The 19690-nt window shown below is 50.6% G+C and carries 14 protein-coding genes; 7 read left to right on the top strand and 7 right to left on the bottom strand.

All coding sequences use genetic code 11. The features are described 5' to 3' along the window. Nucleotides 1-27: 27 nt before the first annotated feature. Together BZG81_RS02725 and BZG81_RS02720 are read right to left on the bottom strand one after the other, a co-directional pair. Nucleotides 28-1629 (bottom strand): methyl-accepting chemotaxis protein, encoded by a 1602-nt coding sequence (locus tag BZG81_RS02725; RefSeq protein ID WP_077660492.1) that lies wholly within the window; start codon nt 1627-1629, stop codon nt 28-30. Nucleotides 1630-2001: 372 nt separating this feature from the next. Continuing rightward, the gene (locus tag BZG81_RS02720) at nt 2002-3525 is read right to left on the bottom strand and encodes a CYTH and CHAD domain-containing protein (protein WP_077676685.1); all 1524 of its coding nucleotides are present in this window, start codon (nt 3523-3525) and stop codon (nt 2002-2004) included. A gap of 224 nt (nt 3526-3749) precedes the next feature. Here BZG81_RS02720 and BZG81_RS02715 point away from each other — a divergent pair, with 224 nt between their 5' ends. The 4 genes from BZG81_RS02715 (at nt 3750) to BZG81_RS02700 (ending at nt 7990) form a co-directional block, all read left to right on the top strand. Beyond that, nucleotides 3750-4430, top strand: a complete 681-nt coding sequence (locus BZG81_RS02715) for a TIGR00153 family protein (protein ID WP_077660493.1) — start codon at nt 3750-3752, stop codon at nt 4428-4430. Nucleotides 4431-4458: 28 nt separating this feature from the next. Continuing rightward, on the top strand, nt 4459-5715 hold the full coding sequence (locus tag BZG81_RS02710; RefSeq protein WP_077576469.1) for an inorganic phosphate transporter: 1257 nt from the start codon (nt 4459-4461) through the stop codon (nt 5713-5715). A 127-nt stretch (nt 5716-5842) separates the two neighbouring features. Continuing rightward, complete coding sequence (locus BZG81_RS02705; RefSeq protein WP_077676684.1) at nt 5843-6457, top strand: TIGR04211 family SH3 domain-containing protein; 615 nt, start codon at nt 5843-5845, stop codon at nt 6455-6457. Between the two features lie 282 nt (nt 6458-6739). Further along, complete coding sequence (locus tag BZG81_RS02700; protein WP_077676683.1) at nt 6740-7990, top strand: multifunctional CCA addition/repair protein; 1251 nt, start codon at nt 6740-6742, stop codon at nt 7988-7990. Here BZG81_RS02700 and BZG81_RS02695 read toward each other — a convergent pair. The 4 genes from BZG81_RS02695 to BZG81_RS02680 all read right to left on the bottom strand — a co-directional run bounded on the left by BZG81_RS02695 (nt 7987) and on the right by BZG81_RS02680 (nt 14796). Next, nucleotides 7987-11052, bottom strand: a complete 3066-nt coding sequence (locus BZG81_RS02695; RefSeq protein ID WP_077676682.1) for an error-prone DNA polymerase — start codon at nt 11050-11052, stop codon at nt 7987-7989. The two genes, BZG81_RS02700 and BZG81_RS02695, sit on opposite strands and share 4 nt — an antisense overlap. 11 nt (nt 11053-11063) lie before the next feature. Then, nucleotides 11064-12467 (bottom strand): Y-family DNA polymerase, encoded by a 1404-nt coding sequence (locus BZG81_RS02690; RefSeq protein ID WP_077676681.1) that lies wholly within the window; start codon nt 12465-12467, stop codon nt 11064-11066. Next, a complete protein-coding gene (gene imuA, locus BZG81_RS02685; protein ID WP_077676680.1) occupies nt 12467-13159 on the bottom strand; it encodes a translesion DNA synthesis-associated protein ImuA in 693 nt (230 codons plus the stop codon). Before imuA ends, BZG81_RS02690 begins: the two co-directional genes overlap by 1 nt. A gap of 173 nt (nt 13160-13332) precedes the next feature. Beyond that, nucleotides 13333-14796 (bottom strand): transporter substrate-binding domain-containing diguanylate cyclase, encoded by a 1464-nt coding sequence (locus BZG81_RS02680; protein ID WP_077676679.1) that lies wholly within the window; start codon nt 14794-14796, stop codon nt 13333-13335. A 561-nt stretch (nt 14797-15357) separates the two neighbouring features. Between BZG81_RS02680 and pykF the strand changes: the two genes are divergently transcribed. Then, entirely contained in the window at nt 15358-16770 is a 1413-nt protein-coding gene (pykF, locus tag BZG81_RS02670; protein WP_021023382.1) for a pyruvate kinase PykF, read from the top strand. A gap of 75 nt (nt 16771-16845) precedes the next feature. Here the strand turns inward: pykF and BZG81_RS15680 are convergent, their stop codons facing one another. Continuing rightward, nucleotides 16846-16998: a hypothetical protein gene (locus BZG81_RS15680; protein WP_021023381.1), complete on the bottom strand. Its 153-nt coding sequence runs from the start codon at nt 16996-16998 to the stop codon at nt 16846-16848. A gap of 151 nt (nt 16999-17149) precedes the next feature. Between BZG81_RS15680 and treR the strand changes: the two genes are divergently transcribed. Both treR and treB read left to right on the top strand, forming a co-directional pair. Next, a complete protein-coding gene (gene treR / locus BZG81_RS02665; protein WP_077676678.1) occupies nt 17150-18106 on the top strand; it encodes a trehalose operon repressor TreR in 957 nt (318 codons plus the stop codon). Between the two features lie 151 nt (nt 18107-18257). After that, nucleotides 18258-19676 carry a PTS trehalose transporter subunit IIBC gene (gene treB / locus BZG81_RS02660; RefSeq protein ID WP_077676677.1) on the top strand — a complete coding sequence of 473 codons (1419 nt, stop codon included), beginning with the start codon at nt 18258-18260 and terminating at the stop codon, nt 19674-19676. Nucleotides 19677-19690: the final 14 nt, after the last annotated feature.

Here is a 19690-nt window from a genome sequence, read left to right as displayed (position 1 = left end):
CTTTATCGGGATGTGAAGGGACAACGATTACACTTTAAAGGCATCGATCTTGTCTTTCAGTGACTGAGCACTTTGCTCGACCATTTCAGCCGTTTCATGCAGCTCGCTCGCCACCGTCACTGACGCCTGAACCAAGTCTTTAACATTGGTGAGGTTTTGATTCATTTCACCGGCCACCGAGGCTTGTTGCTCTGCCGACGAGGCAATTTGGAAGTTCATATCATTCAGTGATTGGATTTGAGTAACAATTTGCTCTAACTCGCCACCTGCCTGACTCACCGAGTCTACCCCGGCACTCGCCTCCGTCACACTGCGATCCATCAGTCCCACCGCTTTTTGTGCACTTTGCTGCAGTTGGGTGATCATATCTTGAATTTCAACCGTCGCTTCTTGGGTATGTTGTGCCAGCTTACGCACTTCATCCGCCACAACCGCAAAGCCGCGTCCTGTATCCCCCGCCCGGGCAGCTTCAATCGCGGCGTTAAGCGCCAATAGATTGGTTTGCTCTGAGATGCCTTGAATGGTCACCACCACAGTACCAATTTTCTCCACTTGCGCGTCGACCTGACCGACGACTTGTGATGACTCACTAATGTCATTTGACAGCGCATTGATGGTATTAATGGTGGTGCTAACATGCGCTTGGCCACTGCTGGCTTGCTGACTGGAGCTTTCAGTCGCTTTAGCTGCTTCTCGGGTATGCTCTGCGACCGTTTGCACGGTGGCGCTCATTTCACTCATGGCTGACGCCAGTTGATCCATTTCATCGAACTGCTCTTTCGACGATTCTTTGGTTTCCGACATGCTGATGGTCATGATCTCGGCCAGAGACGACAGATCGTCTGACGCTTGTCGCTGCGCTTGAATCACGTCGACCAATTGCCGACGAGACGTTTCCAGCTCGCGCGCAAGATCGCCAAACTCGTCTTGGCTATTCATTTCAATCGGCTCACTCAAATCGCGATTCGCCAACGCACGAATCCTATCGGTCAGGTAGTTGATTTGGCGCAGCATGATGTTAGATCCACCCAGCAAGATCACCATAAAAGACACAATCATTACCGCAGTCTGCCACGCCACTTTGATGATATAATCTTGGTAATACGCTTGCGCTTCAGATGTGGGTTGCGAGGCCACTAACCACCAGTCGCTGTTGCCTACAGGCACGGCATACCCATGTCGCCCGCCATCATAGACGGTGTAACTGAACGGCTGTGACTGATTGATAAAAAGCTCAGTAATATCAGCGCCTGAGGTGTCATCCGGCACACGCAATTGATCAAATTGTCTCATGGAGGGGTGCGCCCAAATCTGACGCGTCTCGCCATTGACTAAAAATAAATACGCGCCTTCACTGAACTCATTGTTCATGGTGTCGACCGTCTCTCGCATCAGACGCTCTCCGTCCGGTTGCTCGATTAATGTGCCAGTCATTGCGGCACTGGAACGGGCAAGTTCTTGGGTCTGGCTTAAGGTGAAATCAATGACGGATTGGCGAAATGTATTGGCGTCCCACATCTGCTTACCGACCAAAATAATGGTACTAAATACCATAAGAATCACGAGTTTTGGAATCAAGCGCAGATTGGTAACGGGTTTTTCCCACGCATAGAAGGTATGTTTAGCCATAATCCTGAAAGCTCCATGACCGCTATCAAGCCAACTGAGTGACCCAAAAAAACGGGCGATTATTGATACTAGGTGATGTTATATCGACAAACACCACGCAGGCTGAATCCTTGTTTACCGTATTTGTGAAATTTAACCACAAACATTGCCCATAATGATAACTTAGTCAAATTATCATGTGACGCGTAAACCGTTTATAACGCAAAAACCACCAACATAGATTGATCTTGACTGGGTTTTTACCGAGTCAACGTCGAGACCAAAGGCGCCATGGCGATGCATACAGAAACATCTTATTTGCATAATCGATTCGGCTAAAAAAAGCAGCCATCTGGCTGCTTCTACTTATTCTCTTACACTTTTTAGCGTCGCTTATTCTTGCCAATAAGGCGTGAGGCGTAAGCCTGTTTGGCGGCTTTGCGTCATCGCATGAAAAAGTGATTCTTCTTTTCTCGCTAACCACTTTTCCGCTTGTTGCTTATCGTCGTCATCGTCAATCGCTGCAACTAAATCACGTACTGGCTCAAGTAGCCGAAGTTCCTCTATACCTTGCAGTAAATCCAGCCAAGGCAGTCGAAACGCTTTACGGCGACTTTTATCAAAGAGTGACGCCAAGCAGGTCCCTAACACCAAGTTGCGTTGCAGACGTGGATACTGATCAAAATACTCATGCCTTGTCAGTGTCTTACTCTCGTCAAAGGCATCAAGGAGCTCATGCCAAGATTCAGGTAATGCCTTATCGGCCAGGGTTTGAATCGGTAGCGCCAATTTATCCGCTGCTTTTTCATCTAAAAACGGCTGCCAACCTTTAGAGAGAATCCAACGACTTAAATCAAGCAACAGATTGCAGTAGCGAGAGGTATGAAGTAACGCCACGATATCCTCGCGCTCCGGCAACTGAGTTTGCTCAGCTTTCAGCGTTTTGACCATCATTTTTCGGGCATTGAGTTTGCGCAGGTATTGGCCCTTATCTTCACACAAGCGTGCATTCGCCCACGCATCATCCAGCCAAGCGAGTTCGCCATCAAACCATTGCAACTCTTGACGCAATAATGTGCTCGCTCGTCTCGGCAACACGCTGCCGAATAGAACGAAGGCTTGGCGGATCAGTAATACCGCGTAGCGAATTTCCTGCAGCGCATCAAGCGACTCTCGCTCTATGTAGATTTGTTCGTGGTAATGCCAGTGGCTGAGCGCGTGCTCAAGAATTCGGATGAGCGCTTTCTCTTGCGTATCGTCGGCGCTCAGTTTGACGATAGACAGCGCTTTGACCGGGTCGCCTTGATAGCCAGTGGCTAAGCGGTAGCCTCGCGCGGCTTTACTCAAATTTCCCAGTCGCAGTCCTCCCTCATCGGCAAGGTTGCGCGCCAATGAAAATAAGGCATCGGTTTGACCCGAAATAAGCTCTAGCTCGACCTCAGAAATCACATCTTTATCACCGGCTTCGGTTGAGACTTCACCCTGATCGCTGGCTAACTCTATTTGACTCCCGTCGTCAGTGGCTAAGAGCCACTGTTGGCGGACAAAGTCGGTGGAAAAGAGCGGCTGAATCGACTGACTCAGTGCATCAATATTGACACTATCAGGCCATGCATCGACCGGGATCAAAGAAAGGTCGGGCTCAGGTCCATTAAGCTCAGCGTTGTATTCTGGGCGCTGATGCAGCCCAGCTACCACCCGGCCAGCGGTTTTGAGCGTTTGAATATAAACACCATCAAAACAACGCACACGCAAACCGATATCGTGTTCGCGTAGGGTAAAATCTGGCGTATCGAAGTAGATGTTGCCCAGCTCACGCTGGCTTTGCTGTAGCTGCTTTACACTGACAATCTTATCGCGGATGCGGTGAGGAAAGTCAGAAGAGACAAAAAATTTGAGCTCTATCTCAGTGTCCATACGGGTACCTATAGCCAATTGCCTGACAAGGATATGAACAATTGATCTTGTCGGCAAGGACTATAACCACCAGTCTTGATCAAACGCACTGCGGCATAGATCACAAAAGCTGTTTCTTTAGCCAATGTTCTGCGCTACCATTCGCCGCTCCGATATACCATCGTTGAACGTTTAGCCTCCACTCTTTGCCCTTTGGGCGTGAGGCAACCAGGTAGATTACGGCTATGCCAGTCAATACAATTGTTGGGCTATTCGCAAAAAGCCCTATAAAACCTCTGCAACGCCACGTCAATCGTGTCAATGATTGCTGTGAGCTACTGATCCCGTTTTTCCATGCTTGCGAACAGCAAGATTGGGAAAAGGCGAATCAACTCCGTCACCAAATCTCTGAGATAGAGAAAGATGCTGACACCCTGAAGCGCAATATCCGACTCAAGTTGCCCCGCGGTTTGTTTATGCCCGTTGATCGGACGGACATGCTCGAGTTACTGACTCAGCAAGACAAATTGGCAAACTTATCCAAAGATATTGCCGGCCGAGTGATCGGCCGCCAGCTTCGTATGCCCCCAACAATGAATACCGCTTTCATTGCTTATGTACAACGGTGCCTAGATGCAGCCGCTCAAGCACGTCGGGTGATTAATGAGCTCGAAGAACTGCTTGAGACTGGATTTAAAGGACGCGAAGTCACCTTAGTGGCCGAAATGATTCATCAGTTGGATGTGATTGAAGATGATACTGACTCAATGCAAATCCAGCTTCGCCAGGCATTGATGGCGGTGGAACAGGAATACAATCCTGTCGACGTCATGTTCTTGTACAAAATCCTCGAGTGGGTCGGCGAAATTGCTGATCAAGCGCAACGTGTCGGTGCGCGCTTAGAGGTCATGCTTTCCCGTTCCTAACCGAGTGATGTAACAACAAGGTATTACAATGGAAATCCTGATGAATCACGGGACCATTCTTATTATGGTCGCCGCGGCTTTTGGTTTTTTAATGGCAATTGGTATTGGTGCCAATGATGTCGCCAACGCAATGGGCACGTCTGTGGGCTCTAAAGCGCTAACCATCAAGCAAGCCATTATTGTTGCCATGATTTTTGAATTTGCCGGCGCTTATTTAGCTGGCGGTGAAGTCACAGATACCATTAGAAAAGGTGTTATCGATACCAGTCTCTATGCCGATCAACCGTTAGAATTGGTCTTTGGCATGATGTCCGCTCTGCTCGCGGCGGGTACTTGGCTGCTCCTTGCCTCCTATATGGGCTGGCCAGTCTCCACCACCCATTCGATAATTGGCGCGATCATTGGCTTTGCTTGCCTATCGGTTGGCTCTGAGGCCGTCGATTGGCATACCGTCCAAGGTATCGTTGGCAGTTGGGTGATCACCCCCTTTATCTCCGGTCTTTTTGCCTACTTTATTTTTCTTAGCGCCCAGCGCCTCATTTTTGACACTGACCGCCCCGTACTCAATGCAAAACGTTTTGTCCCCATTTATATGTTCCTCACCGCGTTTATTATTGCGATGGTGACCATTAAAAAAGGGCTCAAGCATGTTGGCTTGCATTTGACCACGTTAGAGTCAGTCAGTGCGTCAATTGTCTTGTCTGCACTGGTGATGTTTTTTGGCGTGTATTACATCTCTAGAAAATATCGCGGCGATGAGAGCCAAGGTTTTCAAGGCGTTGAGCGGATATTCAGCTTACTCATGGTCGTCACGGCGTGTGCCATGGCCTTCGCGCATGGCTCAAACGACGTTGCCAATGCCATTGGTCCCCTTTCAGCGATTGTCGCGACCGTGCAAAACCTCGGTACTGTGGCAGAAAAAGCACACATTGCTTGGTGGATTCTTCCGATGGGCGGTGCCGGCATTGTCATCGGCCTTGCGACCTTGGGGCATCGTGTCATGGCGACCGTTGGCTCAGGAATAACAGAACTCACACCAAGCCGCGGATTTGCCGCGCAATTAGCCACCGCGAGCACAGTCGTTTTAGCCTCGGGAACAGGCTTACCGATTTCGACCACGCAAACATTAGTCGGTGGCGTTCTCGGCGTTGGATTTGCCAGAGGCATTGCCGCACTCAACCTCGGCGTGGTGCGCAATATTGTTGCCTCGTGGCTCATCACGCTTCCAGCAGGCGCTTTATTAGCTGTGATCTTTTACCAAGTAATGATCACCTTCTTTGCCTAACAGTCGGCAGCGATGTCAAATCACGGTTAAAAAAAGGGGGGCATGGCTCCCCTTTCTTTTTAGCCTATGGCACTATGCCTAGCAAAGCCGATGTGTCCCACACTGAATAATGCAAAGGACCCCAGACGTGAAACACCTGTATTCTGCTCTCATATTGCTATTCGTTCTCGTCACCGCGCCGCRAGCCATGGCGGAGAACTATATTTCTGATGAATTATTTACCTATATGCACTCTGGCCCTGGTACACAATATCGCATTATCGGCAGTGTTGATGCAGGCGATAAAATCACTGTACTCAAGCGCGACCAAAATGCGGGCTATTCGCAAATTGTCGATAGTCGCGGCCGTAAAGGCTGGGTGAAAAGTGACTTCGTCACCACTCAACCTGGCTTGAAAGAACGTGTACCTGCGCTTGAAGCCGAGCTCAAAAAAGTAAAAACAGCCTTATCGAGTGCACAGGATGATGCCAAAGCGCAACAAAAAGGGTTGGTTGAGTCGCTTAAAAAGCGTAATGCGCAAATCGAGAAGCTAGAAACACACAGCAGCGAACTCAATAAAAAACTGATTGATGCACAAAATGAAATTCGTGCTTTGCGTGCAAAAATTGATACGCAAAAAGATGACTTATTAATGCGCTGGTTCACCTACGGCGGCATGGTGGCCGGCGGCGGCTTACTGTTTGGCCTTGTGCTGCCACATCTTATCCCACGTAAAAAACGTCGCCGTGACGGCTGGGCATAATCAATCTCCGATAAATAGGCTGCGTTTGCAGCCTATTTTATTTAGATCGCCACGTTTATATCGTTTACGTTTTATCCCGCGTTTTTTCTATCTCGTCGTTGATGAGCAATCCCGTCGTTGATGAGCAATCCCATCTTTCATTGGTTAGCTAACGATTAGCCATCCAACGGTAACCATTATCAGCACACGGTGGGCGTGCTGCTACGCTATATGTATACTTCTATGAAGGTATGACTCAGCATCTTTGCTGTTTCTTCACTTTCTGCAACCAAGGAGCTTTGTGTGAAACACTATCTTGTCGGCGGCGCGGTACGCGATGCGTTGTTAAGTTTACCGGTCACGGACAAAGATTGGGTCGTGGTGGGCGCGACAGTGAAGCAAATGCAAGCCTCAGGCTATCAACAAGTTGGCCAAGACTTCCCAGTCTTTTTGCATCCAGAAACGCATCAAGAGTACGCATTAGCACGCACAGAGCGTAAATCGGGCCAAGGCTACACCGGTTTTGTGTGTGACTTTTCGCCAGATATCTCGTTAGAGGCCGATCTTCAGCGGCGTGATCTCACTATAAACGCCATTGCCCAAGATGAAGATGGCACCTTGATTGACCCTTATGGCGGTCAGCAAGATTTACACAACCGGATGTTACGTCATGTCTCGCCCGCCTTTAGCGAAGATCCATTGCGCGTGCTACGTGTGGCACGATTTGCCGCCCGCTTTGCGCCTCTCGGCTTCACCATTGCCGACGATACATTGGCGCTGATGAAAACGATGGTCGCCAACGGCGAACTTGCCCACCTCACCCCAGAGCGAGTTTGGCGGGAGTGGGAGAAAGCGCTTGGCAGTGATCGTCCCGATGTGTTTCTTGCTGTGCTGCGCGATTGTGGTGCACTTGCGGTAGTAATTCCTGAAATCGACGCCCTGTACGGCGTGCCGAATCCTGCCAACTGGCACCCTGAGATCGATACCGGCATCCACACTGAAATGGTCAGCCGTTATGCCGCCTCGTTGACCGATGACAAATGCATTCGCTTTGCTGCACAAGTCCATGATCTCGGTAAAGCTCTCACCCCTTCCTCCATCTTGCCCGGCCATCGCGGCCATGGCGATCGCGGGCTGCCGGTGATAAAAGAGCTGTGCGAGCGGCTTAAAATTCCCAATCAATGCAGAGATTTAGCCTTGGTAGTCAGTGCACATCACTCTAAGATCCATAAATGCGATCAACTCAGCCCCGAGCATTGGGTGGCATTATTTAATCAAATTGATGCGTGGCGAAAACCTGAACGGGTTGAGCAATTGGCCTTGGCATGTTTAGCCGATGTGCGTGGCCGCAAGGGACGTGAAAATTATCATTACCCGCAAGCCGATGCCTTACGTGAGCGCTTTGCCTGTGCCGAGAACGTCGATGTAAAGCCGATTGTCGACGCTGGCTTTAAAGGGGCAGCGATTCGTGATGAGCTTCATCGCCAACGTATTCAGGCGATTGCGGCATGCGCTGCGCCAAGCGATCAGCAAATCGCGGGCACACCCTATTAACGAAACTCACGCGACGTAACCGACAAGGTGGTGAGCTTAGGGGTAAGGTCAATCAACTTACCGGCAATTACATGCACCACCTCGCCCTGACGCTCGACAATGCCATGCACTTTCAACACCTTGGCTTGCATAAAAGCACGGGATTGCGCCCGTGCCGTCCCCGCCCAGACCACCACATTAATATTGCCGGTATCATCTTCCAAGGTGACAAAGGTTACACCACTGGCGGTACCTGGTGATTGCTTGCCCGTCACCACGCCCGCCACCGCGACCCAGCTTTGCGGCGCACACCGTGATAACTCAACGCCGCGGGTAAAACGGCCCAGCGTGCCGGCTTGCGCCATCAAACGAATAGGATGATCGGTGAGCGACAGCCCCATGGACGCATAATCTTCAATCACGTTCTGCCATTGGGAAGGCGAATGAGGCAAGACAACCTCATCGTCACTGGTGGCCAGTAGCGGCAGTTGCCGCTGCTGATCCATCAGTGCCCAGCGCGCCTGATAGCGATTGCCAGCCAGCGCCGCCAATGCGCCACTGCTGGCTAGGGCTTGATAGGCATCGCGGTCAAGGTTAATTTCTTGCAGTGCCGACAAAGACGCAAACCCCGACTCTGGACGATGGACCAGCAATCGGTCTATCGCCGCCGCACTCAACCCTTTGACTAATCGCAATCCCAGCCGCACGCCCCAGTGATCGTCGACCTTTTCTAAGCAATGATCCGCCCCCGAGTGTTGCACACAAACCGGCAACACGGGTACCTGATGGCGCGTGGCATCTTGCATCAGTTGTGACGGCGAGTAAAACCCCATCGGCTGGCTATTGAGCAAGGCGGTATAAAACGCGGCGGGATAATAATGCTTCAGCCACGCCGATACATAGGCCAAGACCGCAAACGACGCCGAGTGGCTTTCTGGGAAACCATAATCACCAAAACCACAGATTTGCCGGTAAAGCTGCTCGGCAAAGTCGACGCGATAGCCACGCGCGGTCATCCCAGTAATCAATTTGTCGCGAAACGGCGCTAGTCCACCCTTTTTCTTCCATGCGGCCATCGCACGACGCAGCTGATCCGCTTCGCCACCAGAAAAACCGGCTGCCACCATCGCCAGTTTGATCACCTGCTCTTGAAAAATGGGCACTCCAAGCGTACGCGCCAGCACTTGCTCAACCGCTTTGGACGGGTAGCTCACCACTTCTTCCCCATCACGGCGCTTTAAATACGGATGCACCATGTCACCTTGAATCGGGCCGGGGCGGACAATGGCAATTTGGATCACCAAATCATAATAACAAGCCGGTTTGAGCCGCGGTAGCATACTCATTTGTGCCCGTGACTCAATTTGAAATACCCCTACGGTATCGGCGTTCTGAATGCGCGCAAACACCGCCGGATCATCGCCTTGTTGAGTGATCGCCGCCAAACTCAAGCGAGGGCCACCGGTTTGGGCAATCAAATCAAAGGTACGTCGAATCGCGGTGAGCATACCCAGCGCCAGTACGTCGACTTTCATCAGATGCAGTGTTTCCAGATCGTCTTTATCCCACTGGATCACCGTCCGCTCTGCCATCGCCGTATTTTCCACCGGCACCAACTCATACAAAGGCCCATCTGCAATCACAAAGCCACCGACATGCTGAGAAAGGTGGCGCGGAAAGCCGATCAATGTCTGGGTAAGCGACAGCCATTGTTGGCTTTTCGCGCTTTTAGGATCCAGGCCCAACTGCTGAAGTTGCTGCGTCCAAGGCTGGGTTTTATCGCGCCGATTGAGGTTTTGAATAAAAAAATCAATCTGGCTAGCGGGGATCGCCAACGCTTTGCCCACATCACGCAGTGCACTTTTAAGCCGATAACGGATCACGGTTGCCGCTAAGGCAGTCCGCTCACGGCCATATTTTTGATACAAATACTGGATTACTTCTTCACGGCGCTGGTGCTCAAAGTCCACATCAATATCCGGCGGCTCGTCGCGCTCTTTGCTAATAAAACGTTCAAACAGCACATCGACTTTGCACGGATCCACCGCGGTGATCCCTAAGCAATAACACACCACCGAGTTCGCCGCCGAGCCGCGCCCTTGGTATAAGATCCCACGCGATTGAGCAAAGCGCACCAGATCGTAAATGGTCAAAAAGTAATACGGGTAATCGAGCGCCTCGATAAGCGCGAGCTCTTTTTCAATGATGGCTCCCACGTCACTGGGTACCCCCTTGGGGAAACGCTGCTGTGCGCCTTGCTTGACCGCGTCACGCAGATACGCCATCGCAGACTCGCCGGTTGGCACCACTTCTTTGGGGTAGCTGTATTTGAGGCTCGCCAAGGAGAACTGACACTGAGCGGCAATCTTGGCACTTTCCGCTAGCCACTCGGGTGGGAATAGAGTCTGTAACTTAGATAGCGGGCGTAAAGCCCGCTCTGCATTGGGCAATAAAGTCTGCCCCAATTCAGCCACAGGCTGACGATGCCAAATCGCGGTTAAAGTATGATGTAATGCTAGTCGCTCAGGGTGATGCATCTGCACATCACCACACGCTGTCACACGAAGCTCATACTGGCTTGCCAGCATGCGACAGTGCGCCAGATACGGATGATCGTGTTCTGCTAAATCGCGGCGCACAGCCAGATACAAGCGCTCAGCATGATAACGCAGCAGCCACGTCGCCCAGTGATGATCACTCTCCGCGCCACTGGGTAGCCATAGCACCAAGCCATGACGTATCGACATCAGATCCCACTCGCTCAGCTGGTAATCGCCTTTGTGACTGCGCCGCCGCGCATTGGTGATAATCCGACACAGCTCTTGGTAAGCCGCTTGGGTGGGACACAGCAGAACAACATCTAACGCCTGCAGACGAAAGCGACTGCCAATGATCAGCGAAAGCTGCGGATAACCACGCTGAGCTTGATACGCACGCACCACGCCTGCGACCGAGCATTCATCGGTGATCGCGAGCGCTTGATAGCCCAATGCCGCCGCTTGCGCCACCAGCTCTTCCGGGTGTGAGGCGCCCTCAAGAAAGGAGAAATTGCTGCAACATACCAGCTCGGCATACGTACTCATCGCTTCACCGTCTAACTAAACCAACCGTGTAAAAACCAAGTTTGCTCTGGCGTGCGAAATACCCATAGCCATTGTTGCTGAGCGTTTTGAGCAATAAAGTAATCGCGCTGGATAGGCGCACCTTCCCACCAGCCCGTGACAATCCGCTCCGGCCCTTCACGTAAAGTGACCTTACCCACCAGTGGCGTAGGCTGCGGCAATAATAAACTTGGACGCGGGCGCGTCGGCACCGACGTTGGCTGAGTAACGCGTTGATGATGCGGTAGGTGCTGACTCGCGGCCTCGGGACGGTGATGATCCACATACGCTAACCGCATGACCGCTTCCTCCCCTAATCGGGCCGCCAGAGTCGCAACCAACTCATCGCGGCTTTGATCACCTTGCTGCGGGCTAAACAGATTCACTTGGCCGGGTTGGTGGCAATCGATGTGCGTGGCAGCCACACTCACCGCCGTTACTGGCTGGCTTACTTGCCATGACGCCAGGCGTAAACGCACCAACGCCATCCAGCGATCGGGGTCTTTCTCACCATGCGCGGCCACCACGGAAAGGGTTTCTTCGCGATTATCACGCAAGCTAAACCCCAACGTCAGCGCAGGCGTGCAGGCACTACGCTGCTCAAGAAAGTGGCACAGTGCCGAGACGAGATTCTCGATAATGGGCAATAAATGGGCTTGCTCACTGAGCTCAAACAACAAAATCCGTTGCTGAAAAAATTGCAGCGGTGGCTGAAAATAATTCAGTGGCGTCGGCTTATCGCCACTCACTTCGGCAAGATAATCCACCACTGTGCGGGGAAAACGTCGCATCAGCGAAGCGGTAGGCAAGGCGATAAGCTCACCTAACTGAGAGAAGCCTAGACGCGTAAACTGGGTTTTCACCGTCTCCGGTAAAGGCGCTGCGGCCAACGGCAATTGCTGCAACGCTGCCTGCAAATGCTCGGGGTCGGTACTGATCTTGCCCGCGTGGCCATACGCCATAAGCTCGGCGGCACGCGGCGTTTGGCCCACACCAGCCTGATAACGGATGCCATTTTCAACCAACGTTTGAGTCACTGCCTGCCATAGCGGGGGAAACCCTTGATATAGCGCTAACATCGGTGACACGTGTAGCCATAAACCTTTAGGCGGATTAAGGCTGATTTCCGCGACCAACGGATAAAGCTGTGTGGCGATCTGCTCAAGGGCCGACTGCTCTTTCTTCGCGCAATAAGGGTAGACCGCAAGCTGATGACAGTTAACTGCCGCCGCCCCTAATCCCATACCGGTATTCAGACCGTGTGTGTTAGCCGCCMCAGAGAGCTGCACTAAACGGCCTTCTTGCTCGTTGACCAGCCCCACTGCCTGCTCAGGTGACGGCACATAGAGGCTATCTAACAACAAGCTCGGGCAATGCAGGTACAGCCACAGAGTCATCACGCTTGCTCCCGCTGTTGCCGTGAGGGAAAGGCGAGCAAATTATCTGCGCTGCTCGGCCAAGTCACCAAAGCGGACCATTGCTCGCGCCAATCGAGGGTAAACGGGGCCGGTGGCCATTGGCCGCGACAATAGCGCACCGTGACTGTCACGCCACACGCAGAAGGGGCCAGCGCCACACTTAAATCAACCGGCAAGCTCAATGAATACGATTGCTGACGGCGCAACAACACCACCGCACATTGACCATGTTCGGCCGCCAGTTTTAAGCGTTTGACTTGCCCAATCGTGAGCGAAGATGGCCATAACACTACCGCCTGACACGCACCACTGCGCGCCGCTTGCTCGGCTGCCCACAGCGCATGTTGATCGCTATCGGGATATACTAGCAAGGTGTTTTCTGTTGGATAACCTTGCTGATGTAACATTGCCGCATTAATACCGACCGGAGGACGGATCCAGGCGATCTCTTTACCGGTGGCGCGATACAGCGCAGGCAATACTAACCGCAGCTCACCAACGCCAAAATCACTGATGATATCCGTAACCCCTGGCGTAGGGATCCCACCCAGACGCTGATCAAACGCGGCATAACCGGTCGCTTGCTTATCGGGTAACTCAGCCATTAGCGGACGCTGACTAGCACGCCATAGGCCGTGTTGTTGGGCTAATTGTTCGAGCGTTTTCATCATTAAAATACCTGTATATACATACAGTATATTTAACTTTCGTCGCGCTGCAAGAGAAAGAAAAAGAAAAAACCGGTGCACGCCCTATAACCGCTTGATAAAAAAACGACCCCTAAAAAGGAGCCGACTTTCTTGGTGGGATGTTGTGTCTGATAAGGTATAACGCGCTAAGGGGATTACATCGCTGAAATAGGCGTCTTCACCGATTGAGACGAGGCGAGCATTACTTGGTTACGTCCTCGGTGCTTAGCGCGATACATCAACACATCTGCCGCATGAATCAAAGCATCAAGCTCTAACGCGTCCATATCATCGGTAACATCACTGGCAATGATTGCACCGATACTGACCGTTACCCGTATCTCAGCACCGTCAAACTCAAATACACTATCCGCCACATCGCAGCGAATATGGTTCGCTATTTCAATCAAGGCATCTAAATTTGGCGTTGGACAGAGTACACAGAACTCTTCGCCTCCCAGACGTGCTGCAGCGCCTTTTTTGACTAATCGCTTTAGGTAGCTGGCAAGGTGTACCAACACTTTATCGCCTTGCATATGCCCGTAGGTATCGTTGACTTGTTTGAAATGGTCAAGATCAATCAGGATCAATCCCATTTCTTGCTGACGGCTAAGTTTGGGCTTTTGACGTGAAAAGTAAGCGTCTAAACCACGACGGTTTAACAGCTGCGTTAAAGGATCCGTATTAGCAAACTCTCGCAGACGTGAATTGGCTTGGCGCAGCGCAACAGTCCGCTTATACACCATACGCTTTAGAATAAAAATATAGGTCACCGCGCCTAATAACACCGCAAGAGCGACACTCGGGATAAGCCAAGTGGGGTAGGCTTCGACGCGTTCGGTATTAATCCATTTTTGTTTAATACGCAGTAGCTCTTGTGCGGGGATGTTATCAATGCCGGCACGTATCTCGCTCAGTAGTGCTTGATTACCTTTAGGTACCGCCGCATAAATCGGACGCGTATACAGCACTTGATCGGCAACAAACGCCAGCGGCTTACCTTGCGTCAAAAAATAAAAGTTTGCGGTTTGGCTATCGGCAACGAGTGCACTGATTTCGCCATCGAGCGCGGCACTAAATAACGTTTCATTACGCCGAAAGCGTCTTTGCTTCACATTAGGATAATGTTCAGCTAAAAACCAAGATTCGTAGCTGCCAGCCACCACGCCAACCACTTTGTCTGCGGCTAACGGATCTTTACTAACTTGTCCCGCCTGATTTTGCACATATAAAGACCCATTCGTATTGAAGATAGGCGCCACATAATCCAAATAGGCTTCACGTTCGGGAGACTTGAGTAATCCCGCGTGAACGCGATTGCCTCCCTCTTTCATATACGAAAGGGAGTCAGCCCAGTCGAGCAGCATAAACTGAATCGATTCGTGATTGTATTTAGCGTAAGCCTGCCAAAAATCAATCAATAAGCCTTTGGGTTGACCATTACCCGGTATGTAGCTGTAGGGTTTCCATTCAGACGAATGCGCAACGACTAGTATGTCTTTTTCTTCTGACAGATACGCGTCGTCAGCCCATGCAAACGTACTTGCATACGTGCAGGCTATAAGCAGCATCCCTGTCAAAAACCGTAAAATACGCGCAAACATTGTTAGGCAGCCCATGAAAAGAGTCTTGATGGTAGATAAATTCTTACAGAACGCAAAAGACTTAATAAAAAAGCATGATCCAGTTCAAATTGGAAGCCAGATCACACCATATAATGTCAAGTTAGACATTAACGGTATAGAAACTAATCAAAAAGGAATACGTCGTATGGTAAAGGAGCGCGCGTCAACAGAAAGCGTAATCAATACAAAAATATCTTACCCCCCTCATTAACCTGTCATGCTGTTGTAATGATTTAAATCGGTAGTTGTGGTAAATTTACGCGCCCAAATGGAGAAAGGGGCTTGGATATTCAGATCGCGTGCTTTAAGTCTTCTAATCGATAGCGGCTTTATTGCCCGTGATCAACATAGAACACCGCAGACCATCTATACTCACAGGCGATAAACAGTGATGTTACCCCAGCTATCCTAGTTGCGGTAACGCCATTGAAAAATGCAGAGGTTTCGCTTTCACAACTACTTGAACAAAAAGTGCGTGGTAAAATTACACTTTTTCAGTGTGTTGTGAGAAAGCACCAAGCTTATGTTTCAATTTTTGACCGGAGAAATGTGTCGATGAAAAAGACCAAAATCGTATGTACGATTGGCCCAAAAACCGAATCTGAAGAGATGCTGACTCAGCTTGTTGAAGCTGGTATGAACGTTATGCGCCTTAACTTCTCACACGGTGACTATCAAGAGCACGGTGCTCGTATTGCTAACCTACGTAACGTGATGAAGCAAACGGGTAAACAAGCCGCTATCTTGCTGGATACTAAAGGTCCAGAGATCCGTACGGTAAAACTAGAAAATGGCGACGATGTCATGCTAGAAGCCGGTCAAACCTTCACTTTCACCACAGATACCTCTGTCGTGGGCAATAAAGATCGCGTTGCGGTCACTTACGAAGGTTTACCTCAGGATTTAAAAGCGGGTAATACTGTCTTAGTCGATGATGGTCTGCTTGAGATGGAAGTACTAGAAACGACTGAAAAAGAAGTGGTTTGTAAAGTACTGAACAATGGCGAGCTAGGTGAAAACAAAGGCGTTAACCTGCCAGGCGTTTCCGTTAGCCTTCCGGCATTGGCAGAAAAAGACAAGTCTGATCTTAAGTTCGGCTGTGAGCAAGGTGTTGATTTTGTTGCCGCCTCATTTATCCGTAAAAAAGAAGACGTGGAAGAAATCCGCGAGCTACTAGCCCAAAACGGTGGCAGCGACATCAAAATCATCTCTAAAATCGAAAACCAAGAAGGTGTCGACAACTTTGACGCTATCTTAGAAGCTTCAGACGGCATCATGGTTGCTCGTGGTGATCTGGGTGTAGAGATCCCGGTTGAAGAAGTGATCTTCGCGCAGAAGATGATGATCGAAAAATGTAACCGTGCTCGCAAGCTGGTTATTACCGCAACACAAATGCTGGATTCGATGATCAAAAACCCGCGTCCAACCCGTGCTGAAGCCGGTGACGTGGCGAATGCTATCATGGATGGTACCGATGCCGTCATGCTGTCAGGGGAATCTGCAAAAGGTAAGTACCCATTAGAAGCGGTAAGCATCATGGCGCAAATCTGTGAGCGTACAGACCGTCAAATGTCACCTGCGTTGGGTTCTCGTCTCGATAGCAGCCGTCTGCGCATCACCGAAGCGGTCTGTAAAGGCGCTGTCGATACCTCTCAAAAACTGGGCGCACCTTTGATTGTCGTTGCGACCGAAGCGGGCAAATCAGCACGCTCAGTACGTAAGTACTTCCCAACGGCTAATATCATCGCGGTAACCACTAATCCGAAAACAGCCGCACACTTGTGTCTGACTAAAGGGGTGACGCCTGTGATGATCGAAAGCATCGACAGCACGGATGAGTTCTACCGTCGCGGTAAAACCATCTCTCTCGAATCAGGCTTGGCCAACAAAGGCGATATCGTCGTGATGGTGTCCGGTGCTTTAGTTCCTTCAGGCACAACCAATACTACATCAGTGCACGTGCTGTAATTGATCATACTTATATAGTAAAAGCGATAACAAAATTTACGCCTCGACTATGTCGGGGCGTTTTTTTATCTGCGCTTACCAGTGGACAATTTCTTTGAAGTGCGTTTTGATCAATACCGCTAACGGCACCAAATAAATCGCGCTAAGCTTTAATGCCAATACCGCGAGCGTCAAGGTGGTCATGCGCACTAGGCACTTGTTGATGGTTTGTACGACAGGGTGGCTCATCATCATTTCAGTCTAAAAAGGTCGTTGTTCAAAAATCAGGCTGTAGTTTACAAATTAATCAATAAATCGCAAGCGCCAATCACGGCTGTTATCATGACAGGTAAAGGCGCTGTGTCTAAGCCACTGATTTACCGCTATCACAGAGAAAAAGATGACAAAACCATTAACCATTTTGGATATTGCCCGCTTAGCCGGGGTCGGGAAATCGACCGTATCCCGTGTGTTAAACAATGACGCACGTGTTAAAGACAGCACACGCGCTAAAGTGCAAGCGGTGATCGACCAACACGACTTTCTCCCTTCTAAATCCGCGCGGGCGATGCGAGCACAACGCAGTGGTGTTGTGGGTGTGATTGTAGCTAAGCTGAGCTCCAACTCGGAAAATACCGCGCTGACTGGCTTGCTCAATACCTTGTATGCCAGAGGCTATGACGCCGCGATTATGGAAACGCAATTTTCGCAACAAAAAGCACAAGCCCATTTGGACGTGCTAAAACGTCGTAATGTGGATGGTATTATCTTTTTTGGCTTTTCGGGGTGTGATCTCTCTGCTCTGGCGCCTTTTGCTCCCCATTGTGTGGTACTCGCGATCGATAGTAACGACTATGCCAGTGTGAGTTATGACAACCAAGGCGCTGTCACACAAGTCATGGCGCATTTCTATGCCCAAGGACTGCGCCACATTCACTTTCTCGGTATTGATGAACACGATGAAACCACGGGGCGTGCTCGGACCCATGCCTACCATTCTTTCTGTGATCGCCACCAACTACCTGCCCGTCTGCATCGCTGCGAAATGAGCCTACATGCTGCCTATAAGGCAACCGACTCACTGATTGATAGCCAAACTCAGGCGGTTGTATGTGCGTCTGATACCCTGGCGCTTGGCGTCGCTAAGCGATTACAAACCCTTGGCCGAGAGGACATTGCTATTGGCGGCATCGGCAATCATGACATGCTACGCTTTATGTTCCCACGCGCAGTCAGTGTGGAGCTGGGTTACCATCAAGCGGGTCAGCATGCAGCCGAGCTATTGCTCAAGCAGCTTGATGAAACGCCTACTGAGATCACGCATTGGACACAACCGTGTCATCTCGTGGTGCCCTAACCTTTTCTCTACACGATGAATCAAGCAGTTAAAAAATTCTGTGTGATGGTTTTCAAATAATGGGAACGATTCCACTGATAAATTAGATCGTACGATCCATAATCAGTGGGAACGTTACCAATGAATACCCTACAGCAATACAGGATTGCTTATGAGCCAGATAGATAAAAAAGCCGTTGACCAATTGGTTACTCATATTGGCGGCAAAGACAACATTGCAACCGTAAGCCACTGCCTCACCCGTTTACGTTTCGTGTTAAACGATCCGGAGAAAGCCGATGTCGCAGCGATTGAAGCGATCACCATGGTGAAAGGCTGCTTTACCAGTGCCGGTCAATTTCAAGTGGTGATCGGCACCAGCGTCGACCAAGCTTTCGCGCTGTTACAACAAGCCACCGGCGTCGAGGGCCAATCAAAAGACGAAGCCAAACAAGCGGCTCGCCAAAATATGACCCTAACTGAACGTGCGATTTCACACCTCGCGGAAATTTTTGTTCCCCTTCTTCCCGCGATCATCACCGGCGGTCTGATCCTCGGCTTCCGTAATGTGATCGGTGATATCCGCATGTTCGATGGCAAAACCCTGACCGAGATCAGCGAGTTTTGGGCTACCGCTCACGGCTTTTTATGGCTGCTTGGCGAAGCCATCTTCCACTTCCTGCCTGTCGGTGTCTGTTGGGCGACGGTGAGAAAAATGGGCGGTACGCCAATCTTGGGTATCGTGCTCGGTATTACCCTGGTGTCGCCTCAGTTGATGAACGCTTACCTTATCGGTAAAGAAATCCCCGAAGTGTGGGACTTTGGCTGGTTCTCGATTGAAAAAGTCGGTTATCAAGCGCAGGTGATCCCGGCGATGTTTGCGGGGATGGCGTTGGCGTTTATTGAAACCCAGTTAAAACGCATTATTCCGGATTATTTGTATTTGGTGGTGGTGCCTTTTATCGCCCTGCTCACTTCCGTGATCTTGGCACACACCTTGATTGGCCCATTTGGCCGCGAAATCGGTAATGGTGTCGCCTTTTTAGCCCGTTCGGCGATGACCGGCGATTACGCTTACATAGGTGCGGCTCTGTTCGGCTTCCTTTATGCACCTTTAGTGATCACGGGTGTTCACCACACCACCAACGCGGTGGACTTGCAGCTGATGCAAGAAATGAACGGTACCCCTATTTGGCCACTGATTGCCCTGTCCAACATTGCACAAGCCTCGGCGGTGGTCGGGATCATTTGGATGAGCAAAAAAGAAAACGAGCGCGAAATATCGGTGCCTGCCGCGATTTCTGCCTACCTTGGCGTCACGGAGCCGGCCATGTACGGGATTAACTTACGTTACAAATTCCCGATGCTATGCGCCATGGTTGGCTCGGCCCTAGCGGCGATTGTGTGTGGTCTTTCCGGCGTGATGGCCAACGGCATTGGTGTGGGTGGCCTGCCAGGTATTTTATCCATTCAGCCACAGTTCTGGGGGGTTTATGCGGTCGCGATGCTGATAGCCATTATCGTGCCCATTGCACTCACCGCCTTTATGTATCGCCGCCAAGCCAGCAAAGGCAAACTGGCCGTCATCTAATTCCCCTTCAGTCT

The sequence above is a fragment of the Salinivibrio sp. MA607 genome, assembly GCF_001996245.1.
Lineage (GTDB): Bacteria > Pseudomonadota > Gammaproteobacteria > Enterobacterales > Vibrionaceae > Salinivibrio > Salinivibrio costicola.
The sequence above is the reverse complement of the archived record's forward strand: the minus strand, read 5'-3'. Positions and strand labels throughout refer to the sequence as shown.

Coding starts and splice junctions, on each gene's coding strand:
- BZG81_RS02725 (WP_077660492.1), bottom strand. CDS start 1,629: ATGGCTAAACATACCTTCTATGCGTGGGAAAAACCCGTTACCAATCTG.
- BZG81_RS02720 (WP_077676685.1), bottom strand. CDS start 3,525: ATGGACACTGAGATAGAGCTCAAATTTTTTGTCTCTTCTGACTTTCCT.
- BZG81_RS02715 (WP_077660493.1), top strand. CDS start 3,750: ATGCCAGTCAATACAATTGTTGGGCTATTCGCAAAAAGCCCTATAAAA.
- BZG81_RS02710 (WP_077576469.1), top strand. CDS start 4,459: ATGGAAATCCTGATGAATCACGGGACCATTCTTATTATGGTCGCCGCG.
- BZG81_RS02695 (WP_077676682.1), bottom strand. CDS start 11,052: ATGAGTACGTATGCCGAGCTGGTATGTTGCAGCAATTTCTCCTTTCTT.
- imuA (WP_077676680.1), bottom strand. CDS start 13,159: ATGATGAAAACGCTCGAACAATTAGCCCAACAACACGGCCTATGGCGT.
- BZG81_RS02680 (WP_077676679.1), bottom strand. CDS start 14,796: ATGGGCTGCCTAACAATGTTTGCGCGTATTTTACGGTTTTTGACAGGG.
- pykF (WP_021023382.1), top strand. CDS start 15,358: ATGAAAAAGACCAAAATCGTATGTACGATTGGCCCAAAAACCGAATCT.
- BZG81_RS15680 (WP_021023381.1), bottom strand. CDS start 16,998: ATGAGCCACCCTGTCGTACAAACCATCAACAAGTGCCTAGTGCGCATG.
- treR (WP_077676678.1), top strand. CDS start 17,150: ATGACAAAACCATTAACCATTTTGGATATTGCCCGCTTAGCCGGGGTC.
- treB (WP_077676677.1), top strand. CDS start 18,258: ATGAGCCAGATAGATAAAAAAGCCGTTGACCAATTGGTTACTCATATT.